Raw genomic sequence first — 19,568 nt, 5'->3', positions numbered from 1 at the left:
CTGAAGTTTTGGAAGGACTTGTTAAATGAGTGGTTTACTTCCGCTCAAAGAATAAGGACATCCAAGGTCTAAACGGCAAGACCTTTAGTTCATAGCCACAAGGCATTTGAACTTACTTTTGCACATATCCTAATTGACTACCTCGCTTGAAAGATCAACATCTTCGCTACTACCATATTTTTGAACCATTTAGGTTATGGATTTACGGGTTGCTTGCGCCCATCTTCAAGGTCATCGGCTCTCGGATGTATCCTGATTTTACCTCTTTTGGAGCAACTTACTCTCGCAGTTTTCAACCCTACCAAATTTTGTTACTTAATGGAAATAAGAGATAGGGATTAGGGGATAGGGGATAGGTGGTGGGGAAATGGGGAAATTCAACTAATGCCCCAAAACCCTAAAACCCCAAAACCCCCAACCCTCAACCCCTAACCCCCAACCCCTAAAACCTCAAAAAAACTATGGATTTAATTTTATGTCATCAAACGGCGGATTTTGACGCTTTGGGGGCAGCGGTGGGTTTATCGTTGCTGAAAGCGGGTAGTCGCATTGTGTTAACGGGGGGAGCGCACCCAACAGTAAGGGAATTTTTGGCCCTGCATCGGGATGAATTCGCTTTAATTGAACTGCGTAGTGTCAATCCGGCCAGTATTCGCTCTTTAATTATCGTTGATAATCAGTGGCGAGAGCGTCTGGGAAAAGCCTCCCAGTGGCTCGATTTAGGGCATTTACAGGCGATCGAATTGTATGATCATCATTTGGATAGTGAAAGTGATATTCACGCCTCTAGCGTCCATTTAGAAGCGGTGGGAGCCACCACGACTTTAATTGTGGAAGCTTTACAAAAAGCCCAGATTAAACCAAACTCGATGGCAGCGACGGTAATGGCGCTCGGTATTCACGTTGACACGGGTTCCCTGACTTTTGCCGGTAGTACCCCCAGGGATGCCTATGCTTTGGCTTGGTTAATGACCTGTGCTGCTAACATTAAAACGATCGCCCAATACTGTCAACCGAGTTTTTCCCCGCGCTTACAGGAGTTATTTAGCCTTGCTTGGGAAAATCTAGAGATTAAAACGATCCATGACCGTAAAATCGCCCACGTTCTCCTCCATACTGCCGATTTTATCCCGGGTTTGTCTAGTGTAGCCGAGCGCCTACTGGAATTATCCGATAGTGATGCGTTACTTTTTGGCCATAGTTATAGTAAAGACGAGGAAGATAATTCCCGACAGCGTTTAACTGTGATTGGTCGCTCTAGGATCGATGGAGTGAATCTATATCAGCTTTTTTCCCCCTATAACGGCGGTGGTCATGCTCAGGCCGCTTCGGTGAGTTTTCGCGATGTTCAGCCAGTTCAACAGTTAAATCAACTACTGGGGGACTTAATTGCTCAAATTCCCCCTTCTCCTACCGCTAGGGATTTAATGTCTTCTCCGGTGCGGACAATTCGTCCCGATACTTCCATATCTCAAGCCGAGCGCATCCTTTTTCGTTACGGCCATTCGGGGTTATCGGTGGTAGATGAGCAGGATCGCTTAGTTGGGGTGATTTCTCGTCGTGACCTCGATTTAGCTCTCCATCACGGCTTTTCTCGCTCTCCTGTGAAGGGATACATGACTTGTAATCCGAAAACTATTACCCCCGACACTTCTCTTCAGGAAATCGAGTCGCTGATGGTAACGTATGATTTGGGGCGTTTACCTGTACTAGAAAATGGGCAGTTAGTCGGTATCGTCACTCGTACAGATGTATTAAGACAGATTCATCAAAATGAGCGGGTGCGTTTTGAAGGGGTTGCGTTGGTTTCTTGTCTTTTACCAGCGATTAAAGAGCGTTTAGAGCCGATTTTATGGTCATTCCTGCAAGCTGCCGCCGCTGCCGCTCAAAAACGCGGTTGGCATCTCTATCTGGTTGGGGGTGCGGTGCGGGATTTATTGTTAGCCACAGAAAGGGATTCTTTATTGTTACAGGATATCGATTTAGTGGTGGATGGCTGCCATCGTGCCGCCGGTGTGGGTGCGGGGGTGGATTTGGCTAATTGTTTACAGGAAATTTATCCGGGGGCCCGGTTATCGATTCACGGGGAATTTCAGACGGCGGCTTTGTTATGGCACAAAGATGAGCGTTTTGGCTCGTTATGGGTGGATATCGCCACGGCACGCACGGAATTCTATCCCTATCCTGCCAGTAATCCCCAAGTGGAGGCTAGTTCGATTCGACAGGATTTGTATAGAAGGGATTTTACGATTAATGCTCTGGCAATTCGCCTAACTTCGCCGAAAGAGGGAGAATTACTCGACTTTTTTGGCGGTATGTTGGATTTACGCGCCCAACACATCCGGGTTCTCCACGCTAATAGTTTTATTGAGGATCCAACGCGCATCTATCGAGCGGTGCGTTTTGCCACTCGCTTAAGATTTGTTATTGAACCCTTGACAGAAAACTATATTAGGTATGCGATCGAAAGTGGGGTTTATGATCGCTCACGGCAACAAAATCAGAATGCACCCGCTTTACAGTCCCGTTTAAAAGCGGAGTTGAATTATATTTTAGAGGCGGATTACTGGGAAAGTGCCTTAGAAAAGTTGGCTGATTTGGGGGCTTTGCACTGTTTACACGGGGATTTAAGTTTAAATCGGGCTTTATGGCGACAATTGCGCTGTCTCAGTCGTTGGTTAGATTGTTTAAGTCTGGAATTGCCGGTGAATGTTTGGTTAATGCGGTTGGAATTATTAATCGCTTCTCTGGCTGTGGGGGAAAGAATAGCGATCGCTAATAACTTACAATTGCCTAAAGATACTGTGGGGCGTTTACAAAAACTAGAAGTTATGGAAAGGGAGATTAGCAATAATTTTGCTTATGATCGACCCGTTAGTCAAATTGTCAGCTTTTTCAATGGTTATCAGGTTCCTAGTTTGTTATTGGTGGCGGTGAGGAGTCAGACTAGGATTAGGGGTTTAATCTGGCAATATTTAACTAAATGGTCGCAGATTGAGGCTCCTATCGACGGCAATGACCTAAAAGCTTTGGGTTATCAACCCGGTCCCCAGTTTAAATCGTTACTTGCGGCGGTGTTGGGGGCGACTTTAGATGGAATAGTCAGCAATAAAAGCGAAGCTATGGCTTTTATTGCTAGTTTAACTAAGTCAGCAGATTAGGTATCGGCTGCCCCTTCATTTTCCGAAGATTGTCTTTGATCGCTGGAATAACCGCCTCTACCTCCTCTGGTGGTGGTACGATTAGAGGCAGCCCGGAATTGACGCGCGTAGGCACGGTTGCGTTCAGCTTTTTCTTTTTTCAAATTACGACGTTTAGCCACAAGAATCTCCTTGGGATGTTAGATAGACAAGCGGGGAAACGAGCGCTCGCTCCCCCTATTGACAATGAAAACAAGTTAGGTAATCATAGCCTAGAATGGTTACGATTGGGGATTAGTAGCGACGATCTCGATTGCGATTGCCACCACCGAAGGAAGATCTGGGTTCTTTTTCACGAGCTTGATTGACTTTTAATTCTCGTCCCATCCATTGAGCGCCGTCAAGAGCGGCAATAGCGGCAGCTTCTTCCTCTGGGGTTTCCATTTCCACGAAAGCGAACCCGCGTTTTCTTCCCGTTTCCCGCTCCATGGGGAGGTGAACGCGCTTAATTTTACCGTATTCGTTAAAAACCTCAACTACGTCGCCTTGGTCAACCTCGAAGGGGAGATTACCAACATAAATTGACATAAAACCTATCCTTGCACAGATAAAAACAACAGATTTGTAGAGAACCAAGATTTCGGGAACTAGCTGAACCAATACTAAACAGAAACGCTTTGACCATTAATACTGACAACGAGCCGCAGTGCCGACTTTTATTCTCAACCTCCATCCTAGCACATAGCTAAGTAGGTAGGCGTTAAAAGTTGTCAGATGCCCCCCTTATTAAGGGGGGATTAAGGGGGGATCCCCCCGCCTATCGGCACCCCCCTTATCAAGGGAGATCCCCCCGCCTACCGGCACCCCCCTTATCAAGGGAGATCCCCCGCCTACCGGCACCCCCCTTATCAAGGGGGGCAGGGGGGATCGAACCTAAAATCCATTTTTAATTTAATTATAACCAGCTACTTATTAGCTTTTATCGATTCTGCCTGTCTCGCCACGGGAGCAGATAAACTAGACTAGAATGCTGCCCTATAAAATGCCCTAATTATGAGTTTATCCCCCATCCGATCGAAACTGCCCTAAAAACCTTAGCAGGGAAAGCGGAAAATTCCATCGAAGAAACAACAACCCTAGAAGACTTAGAACAGCTAAGGGTGAATTATCTGGGTAAGAAAGGAGAATTATCGCAGATTTTACGGGAAATGGGCAAATTAAGCCCCGAAGAGAGACCGCGCCTCGGTGCGATCGCTAATGAGGTCAAAGAATTAGTACAATCGCTGCTGGAATCCCGGCGAGAAAGTCTAAATAATGCCCAAATTCAAGCGAAATTAGCGGCGGAAACCCTCGATGTCACCCTACCTGCTCTTAGCCGTCCTTTAGGGCGAATTCACCCCTTAAATAGCACAGTTGATCGCATGATCGATATTTTCGTCGGTCTGGGTTACAGCATCGCCACTGGGCCGCAGGTAGAAAGCGATTATTATAATTTTGAGGCTTTAAATATCCCTGCTGACCATCCGGCCCGGGATATGCAGGATACTTTTTTCTTGAGGGATGGTCGTTTATTGCGGACCCATACCTCCCCGGTCCAAATTCGCTACATGGAAAGTCACGAACCCCCGATTCGGATTGTGGCCCCGGGCCGGGTTTATCGTCGTGATACCGTGGATGCAACCCATTCCGCGGTTTTCCATCAAGTGGAATTATTAGCGGTGGATAAGGGATTAACTTTTACGGATTTGAAAGGAACAATTAAAGAATTTCTTAAGCAAATGTTTGGGGCTGATTTACCGGTTAAATTCCGCGCTTCCTACTTCCCTTTTACCGAACCCTCGGCCGAGGTAGATGTACAGTGGAAAGGCAAATGGTTGGAGGTGATGGGCTGTGGTATGGTGGATCCCAATGTCTTAAAAGCAGTCGGTTATGACCCCCAAATCTATACGGGTTTTGCTGCCGGTTTTGGCGTGGAAAGATTTGCTATGGTATTACATGAGATAGACGATATTCGCCGTTGTTATAATAGCGATATCCGCTTTCTACGACAATTTTAGGGGGATAAACCCGATGGTCATGAGTGAAGATTTAACCAAAAAAAGACTCCTATCCGTGGCTTGTCATGCTTCGATCTTTTTGAGTGCTACGCTGGTATCGGTGGGGATTCCCTTAGCTATTTATTTCATTTCTGATGATGAAACGGTGAAGGAAAACGCCAAAGAAGCTTTAAACTTTCACCTGAATATGTGGTTATACTACCTAATTGCTGGGATTCTAGTTTGGGTTTTAATCGGTTATTTGCTCTTACCGATTCTTGCTGTGGTGAATATTGTTCTCCCCATTCTTGCTATCCTGCAAGTCTGGAACGATGCTTATAAGGTTTTCCGTTATCCTTTTATTTTCCGGGTTCTGTAATTAATTATCGGGGTTGCAACCTGTTCAACCCTCGGTGCATCTCATTTTTGTAAATCTGTTGAGTTGGGATTTTTAAATGTAAACTGTCTTCTAAAATTGGTAAGTAGTCATGCAAAATAAATTTCCTAGTGAAGACAGGCAAGAGGCAATAGGCAAGAGGCAAAAGCTTTATCGAAATGTGTAATTAATTTTGCTTAGGTACTTAATTACTTCCGATTTTATCACTCAATCCACGTCTTTGGGGGGTAGAACCCCCCAAACCCCTAGGGTTGATTCATTTAAATTAAGTACAGCTGATTTTGAGTCAATAAATTTGACTGAAGATTCTCAAGTTTATCTTTTTCTAACCAAAAGAGTTAGGGTTCTTCGTTACTTGGTATGGTTCAATAGGGGGGCATAAATCGACTAAATCCTTATCTGGCAAGAGACTTAATTGATTAGTTCGCTCTAGAGCAAAAACAATTGACAAAAATCGCCAAATGCCTTTCTACATAAAGGTTCCATCCCTTATAACCCTCGTCCATTGCATAACACAAACCGAAGAGCCTGAATTATGAAGTGTGGTTTTAGGGATTTTCAGATCGGGATTACCTCTCATTGAGACTCCCTTGGCTAACTTCTATCTTTTTTTCAACGTGACAGAAAAGCTCCTAAAATTTTCATGGTGTTGCTCGTTTCATAATTCAACCCTTCTACTCCCTTAATATTTGTTTGTTCATAAAGTCTAGGAGAGCGTAAAGTGTTCTGACACTCTCCTGTTTTTAGGTTCCAAAGTTTAATCGTCTCGTCTTCACCTGCGCTGGCCAATGTCTTACCGTCGGGACTAAAACAGACTGACCTGACACTTTTAGTATGTTCACACAGGAGTTGATGAAGTTCACCTGTTTCAACATCCCAAATTCGGATTGTTGCGTCATCCCCTCCACTTGCTAGTAACTTCCCATCGGGACTAAAAGCTACTGACCATACCCAAGACTTATGACCTTCAAAACTATTAATTAATCTACCATCTTTGACTTGCCAAACTTTGACCGTTTGATCATCACTTGAACTGGCTAATCGCTGACCGTCAGAGCTAAAGACAACAGACCAAATTCTTCCTTGATGACCTTTAAAAGTCCGCAAAGATTGAGTCATATCATCTTCAATAGACCAGAGTTTTATAGTTCGATCTTCACTACCAGTTGCTATTAATCTTCCGTCAGGACTAAAAGTTACTGATAATACCCAGGCCTGATGTTCCTCAAAAGTCTTGAGACAAAATCCTCTCGGAACCGACCAAAGCTTAACAGAATTATCTCCACTACCACTTACCAGCATTTGACTATTAGGACTAAAAGCGATCGACCATACGCGCTTTTGATGTTCTGGGGAAAAAGTGTATTTTTCATCTGTCCTAATATCCCAAAGTTTGATGGTGTTATCGTGACTGGTACTAGCAATCAGTTGACCATTCGGACTAACTGCGACTTGATGCAATAAAACCCAATAATCTTTTTCTTGTAAAATTTTAATTACTTTGCCACTTTCCCCTGACCATAATCTAATCGTTTGATCTCCACTTCCACTTATCAATGTTTTTCCATCGGGACTAAAAGCTACTGAACAGATCCAGTCAGTATGACCATTAATCTGTTGAAGACATTTATGGTTTTTGATAGACCATAATCGGATCGATCGATCTATAGAACCACTCAAGATATATTGACTATCGGGACTGAAAGTAATCGATGATAATCGATTGCCATATCCCCTAAAACATTGAAGACATTCTCTGGTTTTTACTGACCATAACCGCAGTGTAAAATCTTCACTCCCACTGGCTATATATTGACCGTCCGGACTAAAAGCAATTGACCAAATCCAGCTTTCGTGTCCCGTTAAAGTATCAATATTTTGATATTCTCCTTCTATAATAGACCATATTTTAATGGTTTTATCCCCACTTCCACTGGCTAGAAGTTGACCATCGGAACTAAAGGCAACTTGCCAAACCCAATCTTGGTGTCCTGTAAGAGTATGGAGACATTTTCCTGTGTCAACTGACCATATTTTGATGGTTTTATCAGCACTGCCACTGGCTAAAAGTTGACCATTTGGACTAAAAGTAACACCACCCACTCGTTCTTGATGTCCTTCAAGGGTGTGGAGACATTCTCCTGTTTCAACTGACCATATTTTGATGGTTTTGTCCTCACTTCCTGTGGCTAAAAACTTACTATCAGCACTAAAAGTAACGGCTCTGATAGGAGCATAATGTTTTTGAGAAGGGTGGGGCAAAGAATGACAATTTATAGATAGATCTGTTGTAATAGACCAAATTTTAATAATTCCGTCTTGTCCCCCACTCGCTAGTAACTGTCCCTCGGAATTTAAGGCTACTGACCACACCCAACTTCCGTGAGCAGGAAAACTTTTGCTTAATTCTAATTTTCCGTCTTGTTTGACTTTCCAGAGGTAAATCATCCCATGACTGTCACCAGTTGCTAAAAGATCTTCTCTTGGAAAAGAGCGATTAAACTGACTGCAAGAAATTGATAAAATACTGCCACAAGTTTGAGGAAAAATACAGTCAAAAAACTGTGAATAGGAAAAATCTACTTGGTTGAGTCTAATGTTTGATAAATCGACTTGTCGAATAGGGATATGGGAAAAATCGTAGCCGATTAAGTGACCATTTTTCAGTATATTAAGTAAGTTAATGATATTGCCAGCAATGCCGCCAATTTGTCCAGAAGGTTCATTTTTTAATGTCTTTAAACAATCAATTAGTTTGCTTTCTAGATTATTTTCTTGAAAGTTATGAATTAAGTTATTGATTATTGGGTGTAAAATAACATTAATTTGAATCTTTCTTAGATAATCAGGAACAGTAGTTTTAGTCAAGGAGTTACTTCTTAATAATTGGAATTTTTGAGTTTTGATTTCTTCGGTTGCTATGGTAATAATTTTTTGAGTGAAATATTCAATCAGTAGAGGATGTATGGTAAAGTAGTCATCTTTTTTATCTAACAGAATTTTGCTAGATAATGATCTGATCCCTTCTTGGATACTTTTACCGTCAGGTTCAATGATAATATTATGTTCTAGTTCCGACAAAGAAACTGGATTTCGATTAATCGCTAACTCAAAAATAATCGCTTTTTCTAAATTAGATAGTTGCTGAAAGTAAGAATTTAAAATAGACTCGACTTTTTCTATCAGAAGATTCCCTTTTAAAAGAAAATCCGAGAGATTATTATGATGAACTTCTTGAATATGATGAGCGATAGATTTGATGAATAAAGGATTGCCGTGACAGACTTGTTGAATTAAAAATTGCCATTCATCCTCTGAACCATGAAAGGTGTCAATATCTCCCAAAATTTGTCGTCCAGTTTGATAGTCAAGTCCTTGTAACTCTCGGAAATAAGTTGAAGTTTTATTTCCCACTAACGATTCAAGTTCTTGAGGAATTTTTCGACTGGTTATAATTAAACAGCTATTGTGCTTTGACTGACCAATTGCTTGTAAAATTTCACTATATTCTCGATAGTTTTCATGCTCAATAATCGCATCAATATTATCTAAAAATAATAAACAACGATATTTGGCTAGTATCTTGATAAATTTTATCAGTTTTATTTTAAATTTATCTTCTGTCTTAAAACTAATATTCTGTGAAATAATATTACTTATATTTTCAAGAAATTCTAGGGGTAAAGGGGGATTCAAAAAAGACCAATAGATAACACGATAAAATTCCTCTTGAATTTGCTCAATCAGTTTACAGACAAGAGATGTTTTTCCGATTCCTGCTATTCCGAAAATTCCGATAATTTTACACGGGGGACTATTTTGAAAAAACTTTTGTTTTAATAATTCTAGTTCTTTTTCTCTCCCATAAATCTGAGAAGTATCAGGAATTAATCCGAAATTATCATAATTTAGGCTCTTCGGTTTGTGTTATGCAATGGACAGGGGTTATAAGGGATGGAACCCTTATATAGAAAGGCATTTAGCGATTTTTGTTAATTGTTTTTTGTCTAGAGCGAACTAATCAATTAAATCTCTTGCCAGATAAGGATTTAGTCGATTTATGCCCCCCTATCGAACCATACCAAGTAACGAAGAACCATAATTTATTTCTGTTTTAATTGATGAGTTTTCAAGACCGGGAGATTTACGCTTATCCCATTCTTCTTCAAACTTCCACAAATTTTCTTCTGTAAATGAACTCCAAAGGTTGAGGGTGAAGTGCCTTTGTCGTGATCCTTGAGGATTCGTGCGATTATCTGTAAGGATTCCCCAATCTTTTAAAACATCAAGAACATTTCTCATCTGAATTGTAGTGAGGGAAATAACTGATGTTTTTTTAGTATCAGCGTTGCAAAAATCTACCAAAACCTTTAATTCTGTTTTGACAATTAGTTTTGGGTGAGGTTTATCATATTTCAACCAGTTATAGATTATTTTATCTGACCAATCAGCTTGCTCTACTGATTCACCGTTTACATACGTTAATAATCTTCTTAACAAAAGAGAGAGTTGTTCTTTAACTGTATCACTTGTATTTAGTCTTGGCATAATCTATGAAGATAATTTTTCTCATTATAGCTCTATTTTCAATGTTGATTAATATTTTCTAAGGAATCTGGGAAGGATTTGAGGGTTAAAAATTTTTCTGGGATGAGGTGGTCGCCTACTTCTATAGGAATTTTAGTATATTGAGGGCGTGATAAAGAATCGGGTTCAATTAAAACATGGTACATCGTTAATCGGAAATCAGGGTCAAGATTAACTAGGGCAGAAATAGCTTCATCAGAATTTTGAGAAGCATATTTTTTATTCGTTATATCATCAGTTTGTGAAAAACAATCAAAACTACTAGGATGTCTATGCCAAAGTCCAAGAACTTCTATGGGTTCTCGATAAAATCTGGCAATTTTGTTAGACAGGTGGTTGATATAAGCATTATCATACTCAAAATAGCCGGGGCGAAAGATAGGATTTAAACCCGAATCTAAGGTTTCTAAAATATACCATTTATTAGGGTTTCTAATTCCTAAAAAAATGCCACCTGTTTCTGTTTTATAGCTTTCATAAGTTTCAGCTGCAATAGCTAAAAATGATTTCTGAGAAAAAATAGTTTTGATATTCTGGTAACTTAACATTGTTTTTATTCTCTTAGTTATTCATCTTTTTTTCTGTCTAAGATAGATATTTATCAAACATTTATTTTAATAAAATTTCGTAATATAAATATCTTTTTTAGTTACAACTGCGATTAGCTTGTTGAATTAATCTGTGAATATTAGGTAATTCTGCTTGAGTTAAGCCGTAATATTCGATAGATCGATCATAAGAATAATAAGCTTGTTTAACTTCCTGTTTTTCTCGTTCTAAGAAATGTTCAACTTGTTGGGAATAGCGTTCAGCCTCTAAAGCATAATCTTTGGCTTTAACCAACTCCTCATTAGTTTTTTCTAAGCCTTGTACCTGTTTCTGCAAAAATTCTATCATTTTCTGATCGTCATCTTCATGGGGGTCAAGATAACGACGATTAAGGGTTTTGGCAGCCTCATCTTGCCATAGGCCTCGAATATCTTTACGATAGTCTTGCAGAGTGCGAGATCGCTGCTGCATCTTCCAAACAATATCTTCCATCATTTTTTATCCTCCAAAAATCACTAAAATTGAAAAGGACGGTTGAATTCAATCAGACTTTCTACTCGATATTCTATTTCTCTTGTTACCCCAATTTCTAAACATTGAGCGGAGTTTCCTTGCTTTTCCGCTCCTTTGAAATCATTTCGGGCTTCTTCGGTGAAATTGCGGGCATTATTTACGGCTAAAGACATTAAATCTGCCATTTCCTGCTCATTGCTTGCCTCTAATTGCGCTCTATCAACTTCCCGTCTAGCTGCATCTGCGTTTTCTAAACTACGTTCGGCAAAACTCAGGGCATTATGGGCATAATTTAAAGTAATATTCGCCTGATAGACGGCTGTTTGAGCATATCCGATGGCATTTCGACAACAATTAACCCTAGCTTGCGCTCGTGCGACTTCTTCTCTTGCTGCTTTTTCTTCTTCAATGGCTTTATTTAAGCGTTGGATTGCAGCTTGAACCGCATTTTGGGCTTGACTAACCTTAGCTTGCTGACCAGAACAATTGGGCGCATGATATTGTCCATCCTTGTCAGTATAGCCTGAATTTTGGCAACTGGTGAGGGCGGATTGTGCGCTTTGTAATTCAGATTCTGCACTGCGTAAAGTAAATTCTGCTTGCTCTCTTTCGTTTATGGCACGTTGTAATCGGTCTTCTGCCCTTTCTAACCAAGCTAACGCAAGATTTAGCTGAGTTTGCCAGTGATTTAAGGTTGATTGCGCCTGATTTTGGGTATTTTGAGCTGCTGCCAAATTTTGTTGAGCTTTTTCTAAAACTTGATAACAATTAGACAACAATTGAGCAAGTTCATCATTAGCCTGATCAACTAATTTTTGATCATTTTTAGCCTGATCTTGAATAATTGAAGCATGATACAGAGCTTGACTGACTTTTTCTTCACTTTGCCTTTGATGCCATGACATTTGATCCAGGGTATCACGGGCGGTTATTTTCCAGTATCTAAGTTCTTCAATTAAGTCATTGAGAAGGTTAATGAGAATACGGGGATCTTGAATAGTCATAATGATTAAGATTTATCGGGGATTTCTTGGATAAAATTGAGGATTTTCTGAACTTCTAGCCTTGAATCTTCCATTTCTGCCAAGGTTCTTGTCCAAAAACCTGTAAATTCTTCGGCGACTGATCCTTGAAAAACTTCATCAAGCGATCGCCATGCCGTATCGAGAAATTCCAATTCTTCGCTTAAAATCAAATAATATTGATTGAGTGCAGTTTGATAGGCTAAAAGGGCTGTTTTTCGGGAATTATCCACCGTTTAAATACCTCTCTAATACTTGTAATTTATGGTTTAAAAAATCATTATAGGTGGGAATTTGGCGACTATAATAATTATTAGTCTTTTCTTGCAAATCAAGCCACATTTCATCATGTTTTTGTCGTTTTTGGTCTTGCCAATGGGGAGAAAGATCCTCATAGGTGGTTTCCACTTCTCGCCACGCCGATTGAACGCGATCATGGAATTGTTCGAGGGTCTGTTGAAAGTGTTTGAGTTGTAAAAATGAGTCATCCATGGTTAAATTAAGCTTTAAGCTCTTTTGATTAAACTATTAGCAATTTTCTCTATTTGTTGCTTAAATTCGGGTGTAGATTCCGTACTATAAGGTTTAAAAAGAGTAGTGCGATCGCTATCCGTATCCCGATAAAGGGCTTTAATTGGAACATCTCCATCTGCTTGTAAACGTGAGGCTTGGCGATCACTAACAAAGGTGAAAGAATCATCTTCTGACATCTGTAAAGCGACTCTATGGCGAAAATAAGCTAAATTTCGCCGAATATCAAGGACATTAGAGAAAGCCTTGATCCCTGAAAAACTGAGGATGAGATGAATACCTTTACTCGGTCCTTCCTTCAATAATCGCTTAATTTGAGTAGTTAAGTGACTTTCTGGGCTATAAGACTGCTCATTGCTCCGTCTTAAGTCATCTACTCTATCTAATTCCGTCATGATGACGAAAATAGAAGGTTGAGTCATCAAGTCTGCTTCACTGAGTTGGTTTCTTTCGTCAAGTTGAACAATTAAATTGTTCAAAATTGCCGTAATAATTCGATTTTCTCGGTTAAATGCCGTCGTAAAGCCCAAAGGTTTTAGAATAATCTGACACACTTCTTCCAATGCTAAATGCCATTGTGTACCGGATACACTGCGATCTACCACAACAAAACGAGTTTGTTGAAGATTGCCATTAATAGCAAGACTGGTCAAAATAGCCGATAGAATTCCATAACGGGCTGTATTATAGTCTCCACCGATAACTAGAACGTTTTCACTTGGACGACGGCGTAATATCAGCCTTGCCTGTTGCCTTACACTAAATTCTTGTCCTAGCCATGTTAAGACCGGGTATTCTGCACTAAACCAGTCAGAAATGCCTAATCCTCCTTTGTAGAAAGGTAAACGGGCGATTTTTTCCCAATCTTCTGAGGTTAACCATTTACCGTAATCTAAAATATGGCGTAATTGAGGATTATCTGCTAAATTAGGCTGAGAATCTCCATCAAAGACCACTGTTTCCGTGTAATCTTCTGGGGAGAGTTGATCAGCTTTTTGAGATAAAGCGTTAATGATCATATCTCGGCGAGATTTTTCGATAAATGCCACTTTCCCAAAATAATTAGAGTTATCATCGCCGCTACGGTCATTAATAACAATTTTCCCCGGCAAATCACAGGTCATTAATAATTGTTTTCCTCGTTTTCCAAATTCTGTCAGGGCTTGAATTTCTGTTTTTGACATCTGCATTCCCATTCTCAGGTGAATATTACCCAAAATTCCCGTTTGATTCCGCATTCCTTCAGCCCCAAACCTTTGGGAAGCGAGTAACATATGAATACCCGCACTCCGCCCCTGTTGGGCTAAAATCAGTAGTTGACTGGAAGCAGTATCCTCTTTGTCGTTAAAAAATAACTCCTGATATTCATCAATAATTAGAAGAATACGGGGCATTTTGCCCTCTGGTTGTCCTAGGCGGCGATAACCTGCCAATTCTGACACCCCTAATCTTTTAAATAAGGCGTTACGTCGTTCTTTTTCGGCGATTAATTCAGTTAAAACACTACGGGATAATTCAGGGGAGGAATGTAAGGAAACTACTTCGGTATGGGGCAAATTGCGATAGGGGGCTAATTCTACGCCATATTTGCCATCAATGAGATAAAATCTTAATTCTGAGGGACTATAACGAGTTGCCAAGCCTAAAATAAGCCCATGATACAGGGTAGATTTTCCTGATCCAGTCATTGCTCCTAGCATACCATGAGCGCATTGATGACCTTCGCTATCTTTACCAAACCAAATATTTAATTGATCAGAACTTCCTCTTCCACCGATAGGTGTGGTTATCCATTCTTCACTACTATAATTCCACCAATTTTGCGGATCAATTCCTACTATATCATCCCAATCTAATTTTCGTTCGGGGGGTTTAGCTTGTTTAACTTTATCAAGTAATTGTTTTTGTAAATCCGCGTCGGGAATACTATCCGCTTTAAATTGAAGTTGACAAGATGTTGCTGTCTTTGACTGTTGACTGAGATCAATATAAAAGGCATTTTCAAACCCACTCATATTAATATCTCTAGGGAGATCAATATCTTGATTATAGTGAATAAACACATATCTTCCAGCTTCTGGTCCACTATTACCAATTTTTTGTAATTCTTCAATATCTCTACGGTCATATCTTTTAGGAAAATCTGCGACAAAAATACCCTCAAATCTTTCATTGACTCGAATATCTGGGGGGAGTAAATGTAAGGCAGGAGACTGAGGATCTAAATAGGTTTCTTTGACGCGACGAATATCTTGAGTTACTTCTAATAAATCTCGATAAACTTCGCCACTATTTTCTCTAATCAAAGCCTCAGGAAGGGAACGACGCATTAAAAATGCACCCCCATTATTAACGGGATCACAGAAGGTATAACGTATTTGATAAGGAAGTAAAATAGCGGTACGAATCACAAGAGATTGCAGTAATTCTAGCCCCATATTACGGGTATTATTGCTACAGCGAATAATAATAGTTTTATTCCCACCAACAAAGGGAGCAAATTCGGGAACACAAAAAGTGTTATTACTCGATCTTTGTTCAACTAATTGACCAATACGAATTAATTCTGTAGGCTCTAATGAGGATAATAAATGATCGTTAATGTTCCAATTTTCCCAACGATAATCTTGCCAACTTCCTATTATTTCTAATGGTTGCTGTTCTAAATAGGATTGAGTCGATAGATAGCTATCTTGGAGAAATTTTCCAAAATAATTAGGTAATTGTTCGCCGTTTAATTTACCATGATTGAACAAAGAAGCACAAAACCCTAAATAGTCGGTTATGCGTTGACTACTTTGTTCAATTTTTTGGTTTAACCCTTCAATTTGTTGTTGCCAAAACATAAGCATTATTCTCCTTGTTTAGATAATTTTAAAACATTTTTTTGAGTATTTAACTGATACAGTTGAGAAGAATTAGAGTCATCAGAGGAGTTACCTTTAATAAAAACAAATAAAGTAAACAACAAGAAAGCGCCTCCTACACTTAGCCCAATGATTAGGTTACGAGCCTTAATTTTTAAAGACTTTATCTCATTTTTATGAGATTCTATGTTAGACTTTTCTTGGTTAATTTTACGGTCTGTTTCTTCTAATTTATCCAGACAAGCTTCAATTTCAGCAGGGGCTAATTGTTGAGAAGTTAAGGGGGAAATAGTCGTAACTTTACTTGTATTACTATAATATTTAGCAAAGCGTTTACTTAGGTCTTTTCGATTAGAATCAGCCCGATCATATTGTTGCCAAATTTGCTCTCTATTAGCAATCATACGAGCAATCGAATTTTGAATTGTTTTCATGTTTAAACCTCTGGGTTATTGTTAATTAATCAACGAGTTGAGGAATAGATAAATCACAGTCATGTAACCACATGGTTGTGCGTGAGGGTTGATAGAAAACTGGCCAAATTTTATCACCTCTATTATTGGTGTTAATAACACCTGTCAATGAGACGACTTGATCAACAATTAAATAACTTCCACGAGTCCCCTTTCTTGCGTCATAAACCCTGCCATCTTGTCGAATAAAATGATTGCTACAATATCCACTCCGATGAGGTTTAACAATAGCTACCACATTACGATAGTTATTTTCTTGATGACGACGCCATGTTTGAGCGTTTACTGGTAAGACTAAGCTGGTTAAACTGACAAGACAGGTGATAAAAAATAAATGAGTAATTTTCATATTTTTTGCTAAATTAATGAAAGAAATATTTGAGGTTAATTAAGACTTTTAGAAGCTTAATGACAATACGTCTGATTCCAATTAGCAGTTAAATTACTACCAGAAGGAATACAATCCCGTAGGCGAGTTTTTCCATCAGATTGAATAGCAAACTCTATTCTCCAATCTGAGCCACCTGCAACAAACGCAACAACAGCAATATCTTGACAATTAGAAACAATTCTATCGGCATAACTTTTCATTAAAACACGGGAAGCCATAATGTTTGAAACAATCCAACCACTTCTTTGATCACCAGAGGTACCAGTATTATCTAAGTAAGAACTTAATAACAGCATTAATTCATTCTTTCTATTAGTGGGATTCCCCTGATTTGTTACACTTCCTTTTTCTACTATCACCTTTCTAACTCCTTTAGATTCTATTTCATTAACAACAGAATTAATGGTTGCTTGACAGCGAGATTGAGCTTTAAGTGGTAAGCTAAACCCTAGCTGACTCAGGATAAAAATAGATAAGATGAAGTTAATTTCTTTCATGATTTTCAATTGGCAAGATGGTCAATTGCTGAAAACATTACTTACTGTTAAGCTTGACTAATTCTTGGTGAATACTAAAAACTAGAATCAATGATTCACAGAAAATTCGCCAGAATAAATTACCAATAATTAAAGTAGCGATTCCTGCTAAAGGTTGCTGAAATAGTCCACTTAAACCTCCTAGGGTAATCAGAAACAAGCCTAAGATATAGAGAAACTTGATAATGGTAATGCTGACCATTTTCCGAAAGGTAAAAAAGTCTTGCCAGAAACTGTTCATTAAATCCTCTTATTGGCTTAGAAAAAAGATAATTTTTGAGGTAAATTACGAATTATTTTCAGGTAATTGTAAAGAATCTTGAGTTCCTTTTAAAGATTTACGCGCCACCTCTCTTGCGTCTCTGCTTAATTGTTCTATGGCTTTTTTAGAAACTTGTTCTAACCACAGTCTAGTACCATAAGAAATTGCCATAAGAGGTAGAATTACCATTAAGGCATAAATCCATGCTATCGCCAACAAAGCAAGGATAATTAAGACAAACATGATGCCATAAATTCCAGCACCACCAACTCCTCCGAAGATAGAGGTAAAGATATTCATAACAGTGGTTAGTACCCAAATAACGCCATCGGATAGCGCAATCAAAACTTTTAAAGCAATATTTGTCTGTCTTTCATATTCCTTGATTAAGTCTTCAATATTGCGTTTATTAGATTCTAACGCATCCGCTACGACATTATAGACGTATAAAGATTTCCCTTCTCCATTGTTATCAATTCCAATAATATTACAGGACTGATTAACATCTGGATTGCTGACTTTAAGCGTTAAAGGATTTCCCAAAAGTTGAACTTGTTGTTGATACATAATACACCAAAACCATACAATTTATTCAGGTAAAGTGCTAACTCTACCCTATCAGCTACTCAACAAAAGCCAATCATCCACTTATTTCTAAGTTTCGGCTGAACAGGCCGCATCTGGTATGCCAGTATAGCTTGAGAATAATTTGGGAATCTACCCAAACTGGTATCAATTTTAAAATAGCCTCAAACCCTTATAGAGTAAGGAATATGACATCTAAAGCTGAGATTGACTTCGGGACACTTAAGGATATAGCCAATTTTCAGGATAATTTACCTTAAGTTCCCAAAATCTAGTATTTATCGGCAAACTATTAAGCTAGACTTCACACCGCAAACGCTTCCTTTTGTTTATGAAAAATCTGGTCAGCGTTGTGGTACTGATGCTTAATCATCCACTGCTCCAGTTCAATGAGATACCATTGACCGGCAAATGTTCCATATTTTAAGCAAACTTTTTCATGATCGTGTAGAGTGTGCTTAAATCCAAAACGTTCTTTATACAGTGCTTCAATGGTTTCGTCCCCTTTTGGATAAGTCGTGTAGGAAATTTCAGTGTGGGCGATATCATATTTGTAAGTCAAGATAGCTCGAATCAATTGCTGATAAACAAGATAACTTGTTCCTTTTTTGCCAGTTCCCTTTTCATCATACAGAGAGAGACTTTCTCCGATGCTTGTTACATTTTTGGGTAACATCAAATGCTTTCCTGTGTGTTTTCCTTCACAAAATGTTGCCAGTTGACAAGGCAAATAGTAGCCATATTCAGGCAGAGAATAGGTATAACGTGCAACACCGATTACCTGAGAGGGATTCTGTTCAGGATAGGCTAGAAAAATAACCGATTGGTGAGTAAATAAATCGTCGATTTCTTTGCAATAATTTTGTGACTCAGGATAGCGATTCTTGAGAAATAAGAAATAGGATTCAATTTCTGCCAGTGTTTCCGCTTCCTTGACCAGATAACCTTTGACCTTTGGCACATCAAAACAAAGTAAGGCTCTTTTGCAAAGAATCCAGCAGTTGCCAATGTTATTTAATACAATAAATCCAGCACAAGAAAACAGAATCTTCACATATTGCTCAATATCAGGGGTTTGGGATATATCATAGACAAAGAGAAGACCGTTATCCTGTAACATTCTTCGGACAGTCCTTAAAGTGAATAGGGGATCTTTTTGGGTGTAATTTGTGGTCTTTAGCGTTGCAAATGTTTGTGCCGTTAAATCCTTTTCCTCGTTTGGTTTTAAATTAAGCCAACAAGAAAGTTGCTCATAGTGACGCTCTGGTATTTGACCGCTAAATAAGTGATTGACATCAACTCCATCCGACGACAGTAGCCGCACCGATGTAGATGATAATGAGATAAACTGTTTACCATTGGTTTGGTTGATTATTTGAGAAATAGCCATTTTGCTACCCTTAAGAAGAGGACAACGAGCAATGAGGCTCTCTTCATTGGGAGTAAAGCGATAGAAATCCTTAGATTTCTACGGATAAGCAAGCAAAACGATGATTTTTGGGCGCAAAAAGCAAAAGAAGCTGGAATTAGAAAGAATTAGAAAGCTTGAATGGCTTCCTATACCTATAATTGAGCAAATAGCTGATATGTACTTAGTCACATTGAGAGAAAGTTTTTCAAAAAATGAGAATTTCTGGGGATAATTGATCAACAATAGAGAAGTAAACTTATGTAGATTG

At 39.1% G+C, this 19,568-nt stretch carries 18 protein-coding genes and 1 pseudogene; 3 read left to right on the top strand and 16 right to left on the bottom strand.

Translation table 11 applies throughout. The annotated features are described in order from the left end of the window. The first annotated feature begins 461 nt into the window (after nucleotides 1-461). Nucleotides 462-3,161, top strand: coding sequence for a CBS domain-containing protein (locus VL20_RS08340; RefSeq protein WP_052276214.1), 2,700 nt, complete (start codon nucleotides 462-464; stop codon nucleotides 3,159-3,161). On the opposite strand, the gene VL20_RS31670 is transcribed toward VL20_RS08340, so the two are convergent. Together VL20_RS31670 and VL20_RS08335 are read right to left on the bottom strand one after the other, a co-directional pair. Continuing rightward, entirely contained in the window at nucleotides 3,158-3,322 is a 165-nt protein-coding gene (locus VL20_RS31670; RefSeq protein WP_002733784.1) for a hypothetical protein, read from the bottom strand. The two genes, VL20_RS08340 and VL20_RS31670, sit on opposite strands and share 4 nt — an antisense overlap. A gap of 112 nt (nucleotides 3,323-3,434) precedes the next feature. Beyond that, nucleotides 3,435-3,728 carry an RNA recognition motif domain-containing protein gene (locus VL20_RS08335; RefSeq protein WP_052276213.1) on the bottom strand — a complete coding sequence of 98 codons (294 nt, stop codon included), beginning with the start codon at nucleotides 3,726-3,728 and terminating at the stop codon, nucleotides 3,435-3,437. 473 nt (nucleotides 3,729-4,201) lie between these two features. On the opposite strand from VL20_RS08335, the gene pheS reads away from it, so the two are divergent. Together pheS and VL20_RS08320 are read left to right on the top strand one after the other, a co-directional pair. Then, the gene (gene pheS, locus VL20_RS08325) at nucleotides 4,202-5,197 is read left to right on the top strand and encodes a phenylalanine--tRNA ligase subunit alpha (RefSeq protein WP_052276211.1); all 996 of its coding nucleotides are present in this window, start codon (nucleotides 4,202-4,204) and stop codon (nucleotides 5,195-5,197) included. Between the two features lie 13 nt (nucleotides 5,198-5,210). Next, complete coding sequence (locus VL20_RS08320) at nucleotides 5,211-5,555, top strand: DUF4870 domain-containing protein (protein ID WP_002762429.1); 345 nt, start codon at nucleotides 5,211-5,213, stop codon at nucleotides 5,553-5,555. Between the two features lie 630 nt (nucleotides 5,556-6,185). Here the strand turns inward: VL20_RS08320 and VL20_RS08315 are convergent. The 14 genes and pseudogenes from VL20_RS08315 to VL20_RS08250 form a co-directional block, all read right to left on the bottom strand. Continuing rightward, a pseudogene (locus tag VL20_RS08315) lies at nucleotides 6,186-9,485 on the bottom strand (NB-ARC domain-containing protein); the annotation flags it as partial. Nucleotides 9,486-9,641: 156 nt separating this feature from the next. Continuing rightward, nucleotides 9,642-10,121, bottom strand: coding sequence for a hypothetical protein (locus VL20_RS08310; RefSeq protein ID WP_052276210.1), 480 nt, complete (start codon nucleotides 10,119-10,121; stop codon nucleotides 9,642-9,644). A gap of 38 nt (nucleotides 10,122-10,159) precedes the next feature. Next, nucleotides 10,160-10,708, bottom strand: a complete 549-nt coding sequence (locus VL20_RS34050) for a Mov34/MPN/PAD-1 family protein (RefSeq protein WP_052276209.1) — start codon at nucleotides 10,706-10,708, stop codon at nucleotides 10,160-10,162. Nucleotides 10,709-10,805: 97 nt separating this feature from the next. After that, on the bottom strand, nucleotides 10,806-11,204 hold the full coding sequence (locus tag VL20_RS08300) for a hypothetical protein (protein ID WP_002779140.1): 399 nt from the start codon (nucleotides 11,202-11,204) through the stop codon (nucleotides 10,806-10,808). Between the two features lie 20 nt (nucleotides 11,205-11,224). Then, nucleotides 11,225-12,226: a coiled-coil domain-containing protein gene (locus VL20_RS08295; RefSeq protein ID WP_052276208.1), complete on the bottom strand. Its 1,002-nt coding sequence runs from the start codon at nucleotides 12,224-12,226 to the stop codon at nucleotides 11,225-11,227. Between the two features lie 5 nt (nucleotides 12,227-12,231). After that, nucleotides 12,232-12,477, bottom strand: a complete 246-nt coding sequence (locus tag VL20_RS08290; RefSeq protein WP_002779144.1) for a hypothetical protein — start codon at nucleotides 12,475-12,477, stop codon at nucleotides 12,232-12,234. Continuing rightward, a complete protein-coding gene (locus VL20_RS08285) occupies nucleotides 12,470-12,736 on the bottom strand; it encodes a hypothetical protein (RefSeq protein WP_002741504.1) in 267 nt (88 codons plus the stop codon). The genes VL20_RS08290 and VL20_RS08285 overlap by 8 nt, the downstream gene beginning before the upstream one ends. 14 nt (nucleotides 12,737-12,750) lie before the next feature. After that, entirely contained in the window at nucleotides 12,751-15,621 is a 2,871-nt protein-coding gene (locus VL20_RS08280; RefSeq protein ID WP_052278411.1) for an FtsK/SpoIIIE domain-containing protein, read from the bottom strand. Between the two features lie 5 nt (nucleotides 15,622-15,626). Further along, the gene (locus tag VL20_RS08275; protein WP_052276207.1) at nucleotides 15,627-16,076 is read right to left on the bottom strand and encodes a hypothetical protein; all 450 of its coding nucleotides are present in this window, start codon (nucleotides 16,074-16,076) and stop codon (nucleotides 15,627-15,629) included. A gap of 25 nt (nucleotides 16,077-16,101) precedes the next feature. Beyond that, a complete protein-coding gene (locus VL20_RS08270; protein WP_052276206.1) occupies nucleotides 16,102-16,464 on the bottom strand; it encodes a hypothetical protein in 363 nt (120 codons plus the stop codon). Nucleotides 16,465-16,520: 56 nt separating this feature from the next. Continuing rightward, entirely contained in the window at nucleotides 16,521-17,003 is a 483-nt protein-coding gene (locus tag VL20_RS08265; RefSeq protein WP_052276205.1) for a hypothetical protein, read from the bottom strand. A 37-nt stretch (nucleotides 17,004-17,040) separates the two neighbouring features. Further along, nucleotides 17,041-17,283, bottom strand: a complete 243-nt coding sequence (locus VL20_RS08260) for a DUF4282 domain-containing protein (RefSeq protein WP_052276204.1) — start codon at nucleotides 17,281-17,283, stop codon at nucleotides 17,041-17,043. A 45-nt stretch (nucleotides 17,284-17,328) separates the two neighbouring features. Further along, nucleotides 17,329-17,871: a hypothetical protein gene (locus VL20_RS08255; RefSeq protein ID WP_002803048.1), complete on the bottom strand. Its 543-nt coding sequence runs from the start codon at nucleotides 17,869-17,871 to the stop codon at nucleotides 17,329-17,331. Between the two features lie 322 nt (nucleotides 17,872-18,193). Continuing rightward, nucleotides 18,194-19,279, bottom strand: coding sequence for a hypothetical protein (locus VL20_RS08250; protein ID WP_052276203.1), 1,086 nt, complete (start codon nucleotides 19,277-19,279; stop codon nucleotides 18,194-18,196). Nucleotides 19,280-19,568: the final 289 nt, after the last annotated feature.

Origin of the sequence: Microcystis panniformis FACHB-1757, from assembly GCF_001264245.1 — a bacterium.
Lineage (GTDB): Bacteria > Cyanobacteriota > Cyanobacteriia > Cyanobacteriales > Microcystaceae > Microcystis > Microcystis panniformis.
The sequence above is the reverse complement of the archived record's forward strand: the minus strand, read 5'-3'. Positions and strand labels throughout refer to the sequence as shown.